A 15,665-nucleotide genomic window follows, 5' to 3' on the forward strand; every position below is an offset into this window, starting at 1 on the left:
TGTCCTTTGGTCGGTCCGGCGCTAGTGTGCCAGCGCGGTGATGAACATGACGGCACCGACAACCAGTGCCGCACCGCCAAGAATGATGCTGCCCCATTGGATGAGCAGGTTGCGCTGGGTGCGTCCCAGGCCGGCGGTGACGGCGTCCAGCGGCTCCAGCCCGTGGGCGTAGTCGGCGGGCATGGGGGGCATCTGTGTCCGGGTCACGGCAGCCGCCTGCACCGCCGCCCCTGGACGGACGACGCCGGCCATCGCCTCCGCACGCTGAAGCGTGCCGCTGCGCCCTCCCGTGAGCGGGCGGCTGCCCGGCCCCGGCCGGTGCACGGACCGGGCGGCCAGGGCAGCGTCAAAACGCTCCGCGTTGGGGTCCGGCGCTTGGTTTGTTGTGCCTGCGGCAGGCTTACCCGCGGCCGCCTTGCCGGCTGCCTGCTTGCCGGCCTGGGGCCTGCGGGACGGTGCCAGCCTGGGCGTGGAACGGGTGACGATGGGCACGTGGGTGGTCGACGGCGGGCGCATGACGGGCCTTTCCGCCCCTGGCACCTCGACAAACTCGATGGGTGTGACCATGGCCAGGTTGTTGGTGGCCGTGGGGTCGGCCGGCTCGCGCCGGGACTTTGCGCTCTCCTGCGCCAGCCGTTCGCGGGCTTGGGCGCGCTGGTCCAGGATGGCGGCACGGTCCGACTGTGCCCGCTGTTCGGCCAACAGACGCAGTTCCTCGGTGCTCGGCGCCTGGCCGGGGGGTGTCCGGGGACCTACGGAGACCGAGGGGTAGGGCATTCCCGGCACGGGCCGGGCCGGGCGCTGGGCCGGGACCGAACCGGTGGCGGGATTCTGCCGGGCCGGGAGGGCACCCGTGTCCGGGCGCTGGGCCGGCGGGCGGCCCGCCGTGGGGGCGGCGCCCCGCGTCCCGGCGGCGGCCGCCGGCGAGTCCGGGGCGGCGGCGGAGGCCCTGCGGCCCATGCGGGCGCGGTGCGGCGCCTCGTTCCCGGGGGCTGCGGCGTCAGGGGCTGCTGTTCCGGCTCCCGGGGCGGCCTTGGCGGCGGGCGCACCGGCGGGCTTGCCCACGGTCCCCGGGGCAGGCTTGCCGCCAGGCTTGGGGGCGGCGGTGGCTGCGGGCCGGGCAGGTCCTGCCGGCCCGGCTGCGGGTGCGGTGGGCGGCACGGGAGGCACGGCCTTGGCCTGCGCGTGCGCTTTGGCGGGCTGGACAACGGGGGTGATGCTGGTGACCGGCGCGCGCTCGGCGTCGAGCTGGGCCTGGCGCAGGGCGCGGCGTGAGGGAAGCGGATTCTGCTGCGCCGGCGCCGCGTCCACGAGCTCCTTGTAGGCCCGCAGGGCCGCCCGGTCACGGGCGCGGGTCTGGGACTGGCGTTCGCGCGGGGCGGGTGCGGCACCGCGGTTGGCGGGGGCGGCCTGCGCAGCACTTGGTGCGGGTCCCCCGGCCGCGGGCGTCCCCTTCGCTCCCGCATCAACAGGCGCACCGGGTTGGGTACGCCGGCCGCGGCGCTCCACATCGGCGGTCGAGGGGGCAGCCACAATGGGCACCGGGGCCTTCCCCGGTGCGCCCTGCGTTTGCGCCACGTTCGCCTCCCGCAGTTGCCTGCGGCTGCGAACCGGCTCCTGATCCTTGCTCATCACTTACTCATTCAGTACTAGAAGTCACCGGCAGGGCCCTTGCGCCCGTATCGCTGTCCGGCTGGACGTACAGCCCGTATTTGGCAATGTATTGCACCACCCCGTCCGGCACCAGGTACCAGACCGGATTGTGTTCCTTGACCCTGGTGCGGCAGTCCGTGGACGAGATGGCCATGGCGGGCACTTCCAACAAACTTACGTCGGACCTGCCCATGTCGTCGAGTACGTGACCCGGCCGGGTCACGCCGACGAAGTGTGCCAGGTTCCACAATTCCTCGTTGTCCTTCCATGACATGATCTGCGCCATGGCGTCCGCACCGGTGATGAAGAACAGGTCCGCCTGCGGGCGCATCCGCTTCAGGTCGCGCAGCGTGTCAATGGTGAAGGTGGGCCCCGGCCGGTCAATGTCAACCCGGCTGACGGTGAACTGGGGGTTTGCGGCGGTGGCAATCACCGTCATCAGGTAGCGGTGTTCGGCCGCACTGACCTTTCGCTTCGCCTTCTGCCACGGCTCCCCCGTGGGCACAAAAATTACTTCGTCCAGCTTGAAGACGCTCGCAACCTCGCTGGCTGCGACAAGGTGTCCATGGTGGATTGGATCAAACGTGCCACCCATGACTCCAACCCGGAGACGGCCGCCGCTGCCCCCTGCAGGGGGCAGCGTGCGCGGGTCCTCAGTGATCGGAGGACACCTGGCCCTCGTGGTGCATGTGCTTGTTGGTGTGCTGCTTGTGGGGGTTGTCCGCAGCCTCAACGGGCTCATGGCGGTTTCCGAGGTTCATGAAGGAAACACAGATGAACATCAGCACCAGCAGGATGGCCAGAACGGTCCCGCCGATCACATACGGAGGCGCAATCAACGGCCACGGCTCTTCATGTGCGGCTGCTTCGGCAAGGACGACGCCGGCAAGCTGGGTCAGCATTATTTCTCCCCTAGGGTTGGTGGCCGGATGCCCTTGAAAAGTGCACCCTGCCGTTCGTTGCGTGGATTCCCTCTAATGGTACGTGGTATCCGTTGCCGCTGCCGCACCGGCCACGCGGTCCGGGCCGATTTCCCGGTTCCGGGACCCCGTTGTCAGCCGCGGACCTGACCCTCGCCCTGGACAATCCATTTGGTCGTGGTCAGTTCGCTGAGCCCCATCGGGCCCCGTGCGTGGAGCTTCTGGGTGGAAATCCCCACCTCGGCGCCGAGTCCCAGCTCCCCGCCGTCGGTGAAGCGGGTGCTGGCGTTGACAATGACGGCGGCCGAGTCGATCTCGGCAATGAACGTCTCGGCGTTGGCGAGGTCGTTGGTGAGGATGGCCTCGGTGTGCCCCGTGCTCCATTGGCGGATGTGCGCGACGGCCTCCGGCAGCGAGTCCACCATCTTGACGGCCAGGTCAAGGTCCATGTACTCGGTGGCCCAGTCCTCGTCGGTGGCCGGGAAGCTGGTTGCCCCGGCGGGGACCAGCGGGGCGATGCGCCCGTCCACGTGGAGGCGCACCCCGGCGTCGGACAGGGCCTTCAGGACGGCCGGGGCCACGGTGGAGTCCTTGTGGACCAACAGCGTCTCGACGGTGTTGCAGACGCTGGGGCGCTGGGTCTTGGCGTTGAGGAGGATGTTCACGCACATTTCCTCCTTGGCGCTGGCGTCGATGAAGATGTGCACATTGCCTTCGCCGGTTTCAATGACCGGAACGGCAGAGTTCCGCACAACGGTCTGAATGAGCTCGCGCCCGCCGCGGGGAATGAGCACGTCCACCTGGCCGCGGGCCTTCATGAGCAGGTTGGCACCCTCACGGCCGTACTTGTCAACGGACTGGACGGCGTCGGCGGGCAGCTTGACGGAGTCGAGGGCGTCGCGGAGGATGTCCAGCAGCGCTTCATTGGTGTGCGCCGCGGCGGTGCCGCCGCGCAGGATCACGGCGTTGCCGCTCTTGAGGGCCAGCCCGGCGATGTCCACGGTGACGTTGGGCCGGGCCTCGTAGATGGCGGCCACCACGCCCATCGGGACATTGACCTGGCGCATGCGCAGGCCGTTGGGCAGGGTCTGGCCGCGGACCACGTTCCCCACGGGGTCCGGCAGGGTGGCGAGGTTTTCCAGGGCCGCTGCGAGCCCTTCGATGCGCTGCGGGGTCAGTGACAGCCTGTCGAGCATGGCGGCGGAGGTCCCGTTGGCACGCCCGGCGGCCACGTCCTTGGCGTTGGCGGCCAGGATGTTGTCCTGGTTTTCCAGCAGGGCCGCGGCAATGGCGCGCAGCCCCCTGTCCTTCCAGGCGCGGTTGGCTCCGGCCATGCGTCGCGAGGCGCGGCGTGCCCGTTCGGTGATGCCGCGCACCTCGGCGGCGGCCGCCGACGCGTTCCCGTCCGAGGCGTCCGTCATCTGTTCAACAATCTGCTCGCTCATGCCACCAGTCTAGGGCACGGCGGCATACGTTACGCGGCCCGCTCCACAGGCGGCCGGCCGGCCCCCATGGGGAAGGCAAGCAGCGGGCCATCCGGCGGGGTGCTCAGGCGTGGACCTGGACGAGGTCGTCCACGTGGACCACCTCGCGTTCGTACTCCCGGCCCAGTTCCCTGGCCAGCGACTTCGTGGAGCGGCCCAGCATCTGTGGCAGGTCCGCGCTCTGGTAGTTGACTAGGCCGTGGGCCACCACGGTGCCCGCCGAGTCGGCGAGCTCCACGGCGTCGCCGGCCTCAAAGTCGCCGCTGACGGCGGTGATGCCGGCGGGCAGGAGCGATTTGTGCCGTTCGCACACGGCCCGGACGGCGCCGTCGTCAAGCACCAGACGCCCGCGGATGTCGGCGAGGTGGGCCAGCCACAGCAGCCGGACGGGGCGCTTGCTGCCGTTGATGCTGAACCAGGTGCCGACGTCGTCCCCGGCCAGGGCGGCGGCGGCGTTTTCGGTGGACGTGACGAGGGCCGGGATGCCGGTCTCTGCAGCGATCAGGGCGGCCTGGACCTTGGTGGCCATGCCGCCGGTGCCCACGCCTGCCTTGCCGGCGCTGCCGATGACAATGCCTTCGAGGTCTTCGGGCGAATCCACGTGGCTGATGCGCCGGGCGCCGTCGGCGGGCGGGCCGTCGTACAGGGAGTCGACGTCGGAGAGCAGCACGAGGGCGTCGGCCTTGACCAGGTGGGCCACCAGCGCGGCCAGGCGGTCGTTGTCGCCGAAACGGATTTCGTGGGTCGCCACGGTGTCGTTTTCGTTCACCACGGGCACCACCCCAAGGTGGAGCAGGCGTTCCAAGGCACGGTGGGCGTTGACGTACTGGCTGCGCCGGGTGAGGTCCTCGGAGGTCAGCAGCACCTGGGAGACCGTGACGCCGTGGCTGATGAAGGCCCGGTTGTAGTGGGCCATGAGCAGGCCCTGGCCCACGCTGGCCGCCGCCTGCTGCGTGGCCAGGTCCTTGGGGCGCCGCGAGAGGCCCAGCGGCAGCAGCCCGGCGGCGATGGCGCCGGAGGAGACCAGGATGACCTCGGTGCCCTCCAGGCGACGGCGCGCCAGCACGTCGACCAGGTTTTTCAGCGCCACCTCGGAGATGCCGCCGGCCACGGACGTGAGCGACGAGGAACCCACCTTGACCACAATCCTTGCCGCGGAGGCGATCGCCCGGCGGGTGCCGGCGTCGGCCCGTGCGGCCAGCCCGCTAGAGCTCATCGTCGTCCGATGCACCGCCGTTGGCGTCAAGGTCGGATTGGATGACGGCGTCCCTGGCGTGCTTGCGGTTAGTCGATTCGGTCCAGATGCCGGCCTTGCGCTCGGCTTCGAGCTCGGCACGGGCGGCGGCCTTGGCGTCGCGGCGTTCCTGCTGCTCTTCACGCTTTTGGGCGCGGGTGGGCCGGTCGCCCAGGTCCAGCAGGCGCAGGTCGGTGCCGCGGGGCGCGGCCAGGTGCTCGGCACCTCCCATCATGGTCGGTTCCCAGTCAAAGATCATGCCGTCGTCCTCGCCGATGACCACGGTGTCACCGGGCGTGGCACCGGCCTTGAACAGGCCTGTTTCCACCCCTGCCTTGGCCAGGCGGTCGGCGAGGTAGCCGATGGCCTCCTCATTTTGGAAGTCGGTCTGGCGGACCCAGCGTTCGGGCTTTTCGCCGATGACCCGGAACAGCGGCTCCAGGTTCTTTTCTTCACGGCGGATCGTGAACGGGGTGGCGTTCACGGCGCGCGGCCGCAGCACAACGGGGGTGGCCTTGACGGGGGCGGCGGCCACGGCGTCGCGGGCTTCCTGGACAATCTCGGCCATGGCAAAGCCGAGCTGGCGCAGGCCCTCGTGGCTGGCCGCGGACACCTCGAACACGCGGTATCCGCGGGCTTCCAGGTCGCCCTTGACGAACTCGGCCATGTCGCGCCCGTCCGGGGCGTCCACCTTGTTCAACGCCACCAGGCGCGGCCTGGCGTTCAGTGGCACCACCTCGCCGTCGGGGCCGGCAAAGCCCATGTCCACGGCGTAGCGGTCAAGTTCCGCCTCGATGACGGCCAGGTCGGAGATGGGGTCGCGGTCCGGTTCCAGCGCGGCACAGTCCAGGACATGGACCAGGGCGGCGCAGCGTTCCACGTGGCGCAGGAAGTTGTGGCCCAGGCCCTTGCCTTCGCTGGCGCCCTCGATCAGCCCCGGGACGTCGGCGATGGTGAAGCGGACGTCACCGGACTGGACCACGCCGAGGTTGGGCACCAAGGTGGTGAAGGGGTAGTCGGCAATCTTGGGCCGTGCGGCGGACATGGCGGCGATCAGGCTGGACTTTCCGGCCGAGGGAAAGCCGACCAGGGCGATGTCGGCGATGGACTTCAGTTCCAGGACGATGTCCCGCTGGTCCCCCTCCACGCCGAGCAGGGCGAAGCCGGGGGCCTTGCGCTTCTGGGAGGACAGGGCCGCATTGCCCAGCCCGCCCTGCCCGCCGGCCGCGGCAATGTACTCGGTGCCGACGCCCACGAGGTCGGCCAGGACCGTTCCGGCCTTGTCCTTGACCACGGTGCCGTCCGGCACGTCGAGGACGAGGGTCTCGCCAATCCTGCCGTCGCGCCAATCGCCCATGCCCGGGCCCCCGTTGCCGGCATTGCGGTGGGGGGCGTGGTGGTAGTCCAGCAGGGTGGTGGTCTGGGCGCTCACGCGCAGGATGACGTCCCCGCCGTCCCCGCCCTTGCCGCCGTCGGGCCCGCCCAGCGGCTTGAACTTCTCGCGTTTGACAGAGACGCAGCCATGGCCGCCTGCCCCGCCGGATACATGCAAAACAACCCGGTCAACAAAGCTGGCCAATGGGATCTCCTTGATTAGTACTGCCGTTGCGCAGTTACATTCTAGTCTGCGCCTCTTTGGCGGCGCCGACGCCGGCAGGCCGCGTTGGGCGCTGGCTGCCACACGCGCCAGGCAGCGTGTCACACGCTGCCTGTTAAAAACTCTGCCTGTTAAAAACGCCGCCTGTTAAAAACACAGTGGAGGGGGCCGGCCGGCCCGCTCCACTGGTAAATGCCTTGGTGTTAGACCGTGGCTGCGACGATGTTCACGACGCGGCGGCCGCGGCGCTGGCCGAACTCGACTGCGCCGGCGTCCAGGGCGAACAGGGTGTCGTCCTTGCCGATGCCCACGCCCGCGCCGGGGTGGAAGTGGGTGCCGCGCTGGCGGACGATGATCTCGCCGGCCTTGACGACCTGGCCGCCGAAGCGCTTCACGCCGAGGAACTGAGCGTTGGAATCACGACCGTTGCGAGTGGAGCTCGCGCCCTTTTTATGTGCCATTTGAAATGCCTACCTTTTGACTAAAAGACTGCTGAAGAGGATCTGTTTCGCTTGCGTAGGGTAATTACGCGATCGAGGTGATCTTGACCTTGGACAGTTCCTGACGGTGGCCCTGGCGCTTCTTGTAGCCGGTCTTGTTCTTGTACTTCTGGATGACGATCTTCGGTCCGCGAAGATCCTCCAGCTTCTCAGCCGTAACCTTCACATTTGCCAGGTCCTTTGCGGCGGTGGTGAGCTTCTCACCATCAACCAGAAGCAAAGCGGGCAGCTCAAGTGTGCTGCCGACTCCACCGGGGACGCGGTTCATGGTCACGTAGTCTCCGACGGAAACCTTTTCTTGACGGCCGCCTGCGCGGACAATCGCGTACACCACTGGGGAACTCACTTCTCTCGACGTTTATTACAAAGAATTAATGTGCCTCAACGCCGTGGACCTCAATGGAGTTCGACCATGGAGTGGTTGCCCTAAGTGTTGGCGTAAGCACCGAAGAACAAGAATACGCTAATTCCTGGCCCGGCCGCAAATGAGACTGGTTCCGCATACCGGCGCGCAGGCAGCCGGGCTGCTGCCCGTCCGCCCCGTCCGTTCAACGGAACCGTGCACCACCACCTTAGCGGACGGGCGGCGTGGAACGGCCTCTTGGCGGGCGTGGCGCGCCGCTTTAATCCGCGGCGGCCCCGTGGCGTTCATCACGCCCACCTCGGCGGGGGCCCTGCCGCGCGCCTGGCGGCGGGCCCGTTCAGGCATGGCGGCGGGGTGCATCAAAAAAGTCAACCTCGTACCGTGCCGAATGCACGAAGGCCTCGCGCATGCGCTCCCGCTCCAGGGCAGATCCGCGCACGGCGGCCGCGTCGACGATGGCGACGGCCCGCGCCGTGGCCTCCGCGAAGGCCTCATCCGCGTAGGTCTCCAGCCACTCACCGTAGGGGTGGGCACCTGCGCCCGTGCCGGCGTCGTCCGCCAGCGTGCGGTCCCGCAGGTAGCCGGCGTGGAGCACGCGGCCCACTTCCGCATACAGCCAGTAGCAGGGCAGCACGGCGGCGGCCAGCTCGGCGTAGCTGCCCGAGAACGCCACCGCCGACAGGTGGTCCACATAGTGCTTGGTTACGGGGCCCCGGGCCACCTCCACGGGGTGGCGGCTGAGCCATTCCCGGTGCAGCGCCAGTTCCACGACCAGGCAGTTCTGCGCGCCGGCGGCCCAAAAACGCTGCTCGTCCTCAGTGGGGGCGAGGGCGCTGGCGCGGGACAGCACGCGCGAGTAGGCGTTGAGGTACTGCGCGTCCTGGGCCAGGTAATAGGCAAAGTGCCGCTCGTCGAGCCCGCCCGAGGCCAGCTCGCGGATGAAGTCCAACGCAAAGATGGCCTCGCGCTCCGGTGCGATCTGCGCCCACAGCGACCGGGTGAATTCGCCGGCGGCCGGAGCCTGCAGGGCCCACAGTTCGTGGAAGTGGTTGAGCGGTCCGTGCCCGTGCCCGATGTCGAGGACCCCGGACGCCTGCAGGCAGCCGGTCAGCCAGTCCTTGGCGCGGCGCATGCTTTCGGCCCAGCTGCCGGTCTGCACCTGCAGGGTGGCCAGCGCCGCGGACAGCGAGCAGCCGGTGCCATGCGTGTTGTCGGTGTCCACGCGCGGGCCGGCAAAGATTTCCACCGAGCCGTCCGGTCCCACCAGCGCATCGGGGCACTGGTCACCTTCCAGGTGCCCGCCCTTGACCAGCACGGCTGTCCCGTGGACCGCGGCCAGGGCCTTGCCCTGCTGCAGCGCCGCGTCCCAGCTGGCAGCCTCGGGCTCCCCGCACAGGACTGCCAGTTCGGCCAGGTTGGGCGTGGCCAGGTGGGCCTGATGCAACAGCCGGAGCAGGGACTTGCGCGCGTCCCCGTCCACCAGCGCATCCCCGCTGGTCGCCACCATCACCGGGTCAAGCACGACGACGGGCGGCCGGGTTTCCGCCAGCCACTCCCCCACCGTGTCCATCACCTCGGCGTTGGCCAGCATGCCGATCTTGACCGCGTCAATGGTGATGTCCGCGGAGAGGCTGTCCAGCTGCTGCCGGAGAAAATCCGCAGCCGGGACGTGGACGCCCTGGACACCCTGCGTGTTCTGGGCCGTCAGGGCCGTAATGGCAGCCATGGCGTAGCCGCCGTGGGCCGAGATGGACTTGATGTCCGCCTGGATGCCGGCGCCGCCCGAGGGGTCGGAGCCGGCGATGCTGAGCACGTGCGGCGGCCGCGGTGCGGGACCGGGGGCCGGCTGGTTCGGGGCGGGCTGCGGGTTCGTGGTGGTCCGGGGCGTGGTGTTGTGGGTCAAGCGGACATCCCTTCGCCGGTGCTGGCCGGTCAGGTTCAACGGGTTTGTTCTCAGCCGGCCCTCGTGGCCTGGCACCCCGTGTCGCTCACCACATTAGCGCCCCTGCTTCCGCTTAAGCGAAAACTGGGTGCCAGTAGTTGCCGCATCGCAACCGGAAAAGGTTGACAAAACCGTAACTATTGACACCCAGTTGGGCGGGGACGCTACAGCTCGGAAGCGGGCACGCCGACGCCGAGCATGATGATCGGGGCCGCTTCCTTCGCTGCCGCCGGTCCGGCCTGCGCCGTCTCAGCCTGCGCCGAACCCGTCCGCTCCGACCCGGTGTGCGCGGCCGGCTGGGCCGGGCCGCTTGTGTGAGGCGTGCCGCCCTGCCCGGCCGGGACGGCCGAGGTCTCAACGCTCATGTCCGCACCGCCCTGTGCGCTGCGGGCGCTGCGGTTGCGGCGCGGGCGGCGGGAGCGCGAGCGTTCCGGGGATCCGTCCCGGCCCTCGGACGCGGCGTCGCCGGCGGCCCGGACGGTGCCGGTGCCCGGCCCTGCGGCGGTGGGAGCGGCGGCGGGCGCCGGTGCAACGCCATCCGTGGCCTTCGGGCCGGCGAGCTGGTCCAGTGCCTGGGCCAGGCCGGCCAGCGCCGCCGCCTGCTCGGCACGGTGGTCGTCGCCGGCGGGGTGGTGGCCGCGGGGCAGCGCCACGGCCTCACCGCCGAGCGTCACCGTCGCGGTCTCCGCCAGGCTGGTGGGCAGCGTTTCCACCTCGACGTCGGCGACGTCGTCGTCCGCACGGCCCGGCTCGGTGCGGGCGGGCGCGCCGTTGCCGTTCCCGGCCTGGCCGTCCTGCGCGGGCTCGTGGTGCGCGGCGGCCGCCGCAGCGGCAATGCTGGCCAGCGCGGCACGTGCCTGGGTGGCCTTTTGCTGCCGCTCGGCCTCGGCTGCCGGGTCCACGACGGCGGCCTCAAGGTGCTCGTGCGCCTCCTGCCCGTCACCCTCGTGCTGCTGGGAACGGTTGCGGTTGCGCTTGCGTTCGCTGCGCGTGGAGCGGTTGGCAGTGCGTTCGACGTCGCGGTGCTCGCTCCGGCCCGGCTGCGGGTGGTGCTGCTCGGCAGCCACCGTGTGGACGCGGCGGTGCTCCACGGGGATCTCGTGGGTGACCATGCCCCGTCCGGCGCAGGCCTCGCACAGCTCCCCGAACACTTCCAGCAGCCCGGTGCCCATGCGCTTGCGCGTCATCTGCACCAGTCCCAGGCTGGTGACCTCGGCCACCTGGTGCTTGGTCCGGTCGCGTCCCAGGCACTCGACCAGGCGGCGGAGCACCAGGTCCCGGTTGGATTCGAGCACCATGTCGATGAAGTCGATGACGATGATGCCGCCGATGTCACGCAGGCGCAGCTGGCGCACCACTTCCTCGGCCGCCTCAAGGTTGTTCTTGGTGACGGTTTCCTCGAGGTTGCCGCCGGAGCCGGTGAACTTTCCGGTGTTGACGTCCACCACGGTCATGGCCTCGGTGCGGTCAATGACCAGCGAGCCGCCGGAGGGCAGGAACACCTTGCGCTCAAGGGCCTTGGAGATTTGCTCGTCGATGCGGTGGGCACCGAAGATGTCCTCGGACTTGGTCCATTTTTCCAGGCGGTCCAGCAGGTCGGGGGCCACGTACGTCACGTACGCCTCAATGGTGTCCCAGGCTTCCTCACCGGAGACGATCAGCTTCGTGAAGTCCTCGTTGAAGACGTCGCGGACCACCTTGATGGTGAGGTCCGGCTCGGCGTAGAGCATTTCGGGGGCGAGCGTCTTGGACGATGCGGCACGGGTGCTGATGCCCTCCCACTGGGCGCGCAGCCGGTTGATGTCGTTGGTGAGCTCTTCCTCGCTGGCACCCTCTGCCGCGGTGCGCACAATGACGCCCGCATTTTCGGGCAGGTGGTCCTTCAGGACGCGCTTGAGCCGGTTGCGTTCGACGTCGGGCAGCTTGCGGGAAATGCCGGTCATGGACCCGCCCGGCACGTACACCAGGTAGCGGCCCGGGAGGGAGACCTGGCTGGTCAGGCGCGCACCCTTGTGACCGACCGGGTCCTTGGAAACCTGGACCAGGACGGAGTCCCCGGACTTCAGCGCGTTCTCGATGCGGCGCGGCTGGCCGTTGAGCTTGGCGGCATCCCAGTCCACCTCGCCCGCGTACAGGACGGCATTGCGGCCGCGGCCGATGTCCACGAAGGCGGCTTCCATGCTCGGGAGCACATTCTGGACCCTGCCCAGGTAAACGTTGCCGATGAGTGAATCCTGCTGCGTCTTGGACACGAAGTGCTCGGCGAGGATACCGTCCTCCAGGACGCCGATCTGGATCCGGTCATCGTTTTGGCGAACCACCATGACACGGTCCACGGATTCGCGGCGCGCCAGAAACTCCGCTTCCGTGATCACGGTGCGGCGGCGGCCTGAGTCGCGGGAGTCGCGGCGGCGCTGCTTCTTCGCTTCCAGGCGCGTTGAACCGCGCAGGCTCGTCACCCGGTTGGAGGCACTCTGGGAGGATTCGACGGCGGGGCGCGGTGCCCGCACCTTGGTGACGGTGTTGGGCGGGTCCTCGTCGGTGCCGCCGGTCAGTTCCAGGTCCGCGTCCCCGCGGCGGCGGCGCCGCCGGCGGCGGGACGTGACGCCGTCGGAGTCCTCGGCGGCCTCTGCGGCATGGCCGGTGCCGCCGTCCGCGTCGTTGTCCTGTTCGACGTCGGCGGGTCCGCCGTGGTCGGAGGACTTGTTGCGGCGGTTGCGGTTGCGCCCGCGGCCGCGGCGGTGGTCGGCGGAGTCTTCGTCCTCGGCGTCGTGGTCTTCCCCGACAGCCGCGGTGGTGGGCGCGGGGACGGCCAGGCTGAGGTCGGGGGCCAGGAACAGGCCGGAAATTCCGGCTCCCGGGGCCATGAACAGGGAATCCACGGCCGGGGCGGCATCAGTGGCGGAGGACGCGGGAGCCGTGGCCTGCCCGGCGTCCGCGGCGGTCCCGGCAGCGTCGGCTGCGGTGCCGCTTGCTTCAGCGGACGTGCCTGCGCCCGCCTGGGTGGCGTCGGCGGCTGCCGTCGGTTCCCCGGTGTCGGCATCTGCGGTGTCGCCCGCGGCGGGTTCCTGCACGGGCTTCACGGTGGATTTCGCGGCAGCCGGCTTGCGGCGGCTGCGGGTGGCCCTGGCTGGCGCCTCTTCCGTCGTGGCTGCTTCGGCGGCGGGCGCTTCGGCGGCCTCAACAACGGCAGCGGTCGTTTCGGCGGGCGCTTCTGCGGCGGGGGCGGGCGCTTCTGCGGCGGGGGCGGACGCCTTGGCGCGGCTGCGGCGCGCGGGGGCCTTCTTGGCAGGTGCTTCCACCGCTGCCGGCGTTTCGGCGGGGGCAGCAGCAGCCGCCACGCCGTCGCCTGCCTGGCCCAGGGACAGTTCGCCCTGGACGGCCGTGGCAGCCGGGGCGGTGACCGGTGAGGTGGCCCGGCGGCGGGTGGCCCGCTTGGCGGGGGCCTTCCTCGCTTCGGCAGGCGCCCCGGCAGCAGCCTCGGGGGCGGCAGCCCCGGCACCGGCAGTGCCGGCGTCAGCAGCCGGTGCGGTGGAGGTTGGGGCGGTGGGAGCCTGGTCGGCGGTGGCCAGGCCGTCGAGCAGGTCCGGCGTTTCGGCCACCGCCTTCTTGGCCCGGCTGCGGCGCACCGGCGCCTTCTTGGCCGGGGCGGCAGTTCCGCCCTCGGAGGCAGGCACGTCGGCCGCAGTTCCGGCGTCGGCACCGGCACGGGCGGCACCGGCACGGCTGGCACCGGCACGGGCGGCACTTCGGGAAGCGGCGGCACCCCGGGAAACGGCCGAGGTGTCGGTCACCGTTGCCGTGGCGCGGCGCGGGCGGCGCGCCTTGGCCGGTGCCGCACCGTCGGCGGGACCGCCCACTGCGGCGTTGCCGGCTGCAGCACTGCCTGCAGCTGCTGTGCTTGATTCTGTTGCGGGCTGTTCATTATCCATTTGTGGCGTTACTTTCGCGCCGCTGCCACACCCCCACATCGGGTGCCGCGAACGGCTGATGTGCCGGCACCCGCGGGCGCCGGCGGAAGTCGTCTAATTGCTTCGCGGGCGGCACCACCTTTATACGGGTGCGCAAGCTCGCAGGAAGCCAATGGCGTGCCGCTGCCGCAGTTGCTCTGCGTGGGGCTGCCCGGTGGATGGCTGCCATGGAATGGAGCGTCGTCACCGGCAATCCCGAGGGCCTGCCATTGGACCAAAGGGCGCATGTGGATCGCCGATCAGCCACCCTTATTGTCTCATACGCAGCCGCCGGCAGGGCCTTGGCAGGCACGGCGCGCCAAGTTTGCCACGCTACAATCAGGACAACAATGCTGCCCCGAGGAGAAAAGGCCAAGATGCCGAGCCCCAGTGTTTCCGCGCGCCCAGCCGATGCCGCCCTCGTGGGGGCCCGGCCCTTTGGCTGGTTCCTGGTCATTGCCGGGGCCGTCGCCTGGCTGGCCTCCGCCGCCCTCGTGCTGGACCGCCTCAAGCTGTACGCCAATCCCCACGCGGTCCTGAACTGCGACGTGAACTCCTGGATCTCCTGCGGCGACGTCATGAAGACGCCCCAGGCGGCCATCTTCGGCTTCCCCAACCCGTTCATCGGGATCGTGGCCTTCGCGGTGGTCATCACCACGGGCATGGTGCTGCTCGCCGGCGCCAGGCTCGCGCGCTGGTATTGGATCTGCTTCAATGTGGGCGTCGCACTCGGGCTGGTGCTGGTCTGCTGGTTCTTCACGCAGGCCGTGTATGTGCTGGCCCTTCTGTGCCCTTACTGCATGGTGGTGTGGGCCATGGTGATCCCGGTGTTCGTGTGGGTCACCGTCCGCAACCTCAGGCATGGCGTGATCCCCGCAGCTCCCGCCGTAGCCAGGTTTGCCGCCGACTGGGCCTGGGTCATCACCGCCCTGGCCTACCTGGGCATCATCGCGGCGATCTTCTTCAAGTTCATGCACGTGATCATCCCGTCGAACGCCTGAACCGCCCCGGCGAAAACCTTCCTGCCGGAAAGGCGCGTACGACGACGAAAGGGCACCTCCCGCCGGGAGGTGCCCTTTCGTGTGTGGCCGGCCTTTTAGGCGAACCAGATGCCGATCTCACGTTCGGCGGACTCCACCGAGTCCGAGCCGTGGACCAGGTTCTGCTGGACCTTCAGGCCCCAGTCGCGGCCGAAGTCGCCGCGGATGGTGCCGGGTGCGGCCGTGGTCGGGTCGGTGGTGCCGGCGAGGGCGCGGAAGCCTTCGATGACCCGCTCGCCTTCAAAGATGGCGGCCACGACGGGGCCGGACAGCATGAATTCGACCAGGGGCTCGTAGAACGGCTTGCCGGCGTGCTCTGCGTAGTGCTGCTCGAGCTGTTCGCGGGTGGCGGTGACCTTCTTCAGTTCGGCCAGCGTGTAGCCCTTGGCTTCGATCCGGGCCAGGACGGCACCGGAGAGGTTGCGGGCCACGCCGTCGGGCTTGACCAGGACGAGGGTGCGCTCAATGCTCACAGTTGTTCCACTTTCGGTAATGAGGGGTTTCACAGGCAAGTCTACGGGCCATCCCGCAGCTGCCCAAACGAAAAAGGGCTAGCCTTCCTCGGGGTGGGCGGCTTCCCATTCGGCCTGCTGGCGGGCCCGTGCCCGGTTCTCCCGGTCGATGCGCCCGCCCATGTGCAGGGCGTACCACCAGGCGATGGCGAACAGGACGCCCACCACGAACATGGACGTCTCCCAGAAACCGCCGGCAATCAGCAGCAGCTGCAGGATCCAGCCGACGGCCGGCCCCCACTTCCTGCCGATGACCGCGCAGGTGGCCACCATCAGCACGGCCAGCACGCCCGCGACCAGGAGGTAGACCGGGTTCTTGCCGTGCACCCCGAACAGGCCCAGGCCCAGGAACAGTGCCACGAACGCCTCCAGCACGAGGACGGTGGAGGCAAACATGGCCTTGGTGGAGCGCAGCTTTTTGGGCATCCCGGGGCGCCATTCACGCTGCGCCTTGGTCAGTCTTGCCATG

General features: G+C 69.6%; 13 protein-coding genes and 1 riboswitch. Of the genes, 1 reads left to right on the top strand and 12 read right to left on the bottom strand.

Going from position 1 to position 15,665, the window contains the following annotated elements:
- Positions 1-21 precede the first annotated feature (21 nt).
- The 10 genes from MMF96_RS19615 to MMF96_RS07375 form a co-directional block, all read right to left on the bottom strand.
- Positions 22-1,632: a hypothetical protein gene (locus tag MMF96_RS19615; protein ID WP_306295771.1), complete on the bottom strand. Its 1,611-nt coding sequence runs from the start codon at positions 1,630-1,632 to the stop codon at positions 22-24.
- 7 nt (positions 1,633-1,639) lie between these two features.
- The gene (gene nadD / locus MMF96_RS07335) at positions 1,640-2,293 is read right to left on the bottom strand and encodes a nicotinate-nucleotide adenylyltransferase (protein WP_256128038.1); all 654 of its coding nucleotides are present in this window, start codon (positions 2,291-2,293) and stop codon (positions 1,640-1,642) included.
- Between the two features lie 13 nt (positions 2,294-2,306).
- Positions 2,307-2,555, bottom strand: coding sequence for a hypothetical protein (locus MMF96_RS07340; protein ID WP_176617963.1), 249 nt, complete (start codon positions 2,553-2,555; stop codon positions 2,307-2,309).
- 152 nt (positions 2,556-2,707) lie between these two features.
- Positions 2,708-3,994, bottom strand: coding sequence for a glutamate-5-semialdehyde dehydrogenase (locus MMF96_RS07345; protein ID WP_256128039.1), 1,287 nt, complete (start codon positions 3,992-3,994; stop codon positions 2,708-2,710).
- A 127-nt stretch (positions 3,995-4,121) separates the two neighbouring features.
- A complete protein-coding gene (proB, locus tag MMF96_RS07350) occupies positions 4,122-5,273 on the bottom strand; it encodes a glutamate 5-kinase (protein ID WP_256883075.1) in 1,152 nt (383 codons plus the stop codon).
- A complete protein-coding gene (gene obgE, locus MMF96_RS07355; protein WP_256883076.1) occupies positions 5,263-6,870 on the bottom strand; it encodes a GTPase ObgE in 1,608 nt (535 codons plus the stop codon). The genes proB and obgE overlap by 11 nt, the downstream gene beginning before the upstream one ends.
- A gap of 221 nt (positions 6,871-7,091) precedes the next feature.
- A complete protein-coding gene (rpmA, locus tag MMF96_RS07360; protein ID WP_256883077.1) occupies positions 7,092-7,349 on the bottom strand; it encodes a 50S ribosomal protein L27 in 258 nt (85 codons plus the stop codon).
- Positions 7,350-7,413: 64 nt separating this feature from the next.
- Entirely contained in the window at positions 7,414-7,722 is a 309-nt protein-coding gene (gene rplU, locus MMF96_RS07365) for a 50S ribosomal protein L21 (protein WP_176616427.1), read from the bottom strand.
- Between the two features lie 367 nt (positions 7,723-8,089).
- Positions 8,090-9,655 carry a bifunctional hydroxymethylpyrimidine kinase/phosphomethylpyrimidine kinase gene (locus MMF96_RS07370; RefSeq protein WP_256883078.1) on the bottom strand — a complete coding sequence of 522 codons (1,566 nt, stop codon included), beginning with the start codon at positions 9,653-9,655 and terminating at the stop codon, positions 8,090-8,092.
- Positions 9,646-9,744, bottom strand: a riboswitch (TPP riboswitch). It overlaps the preceding gene by 10 nt.
- Before the next feature lie 114 nt (positions 9,745-9,858).
- Positions 9,859-13,626 carry an Rne/Rng family ribonuclease gene (locus MMF96_RS07375; RefSeq protein ID WP_256883079.1) on the bottom strand — a complete coding sequence of 1,256 codons (3,768 nt, stop codon included), beginning with the start codon at positions 13,624-13,626 and terminating at the stop codon, positions 9,859-9,861.
- 395 nt (positions 13,627-14,021) lie between these two features.
- Here MMF96_RS07375 and MMF96_RS07380 point away from each other — a divergent pair, with 395 nt between their 5' ends.
- Positions 14,022-14,645, top strand: a complete 624-nt coding sequence (locus tag MMF96_RS07380) for a vitamin K epoxide reductase family protein (protein WP_176616414.1) — start codon at positions 14,022-14,024, stop codon at positions 14,643-14,645.
- A gap of 95 nt (positions 14,646-14,740) precedes the next feature.
- Here MMF96_RS07380 and ndk read toward each other — a convergent pair whose 3' ends face one another.
- Together ndk and MMF96_RS07390 are read right to left on the bottom strand one after the other, a co-directional pair.
- Entirely contained in the window at positions 14,741-15,157 is a 417-nt protein-coding gene (gene ndk, locus MMF96_RS07385; RefSeq protein WP_176616413.1) for a nucleoside-diphosphate kinase, read from the bottom strand.
- Positions 15,158-15,235: 78 nt separating this feature from the next.
- Positions 15,236-15,664, bottom strand: coding sequence for a DUF4233 domain-containing protein (locus MMF96_RS07390; protein ID WP_256883080.1), 429 nt, complete (start codon positions 15,662-15,664; stop codon positions 15,236-15,238).
- Position 15,665: the final 1 nt, after the last annotated feature.

Origin of the sequence: Arthrobacter sp. STN4 (assembly GCF_024539665.1) — a bacterium.
Lineage (GTDB): Bacteria > Actinomycetota > Actinomycetes > Actinomycetales > Micrococcaceae > Specibacter.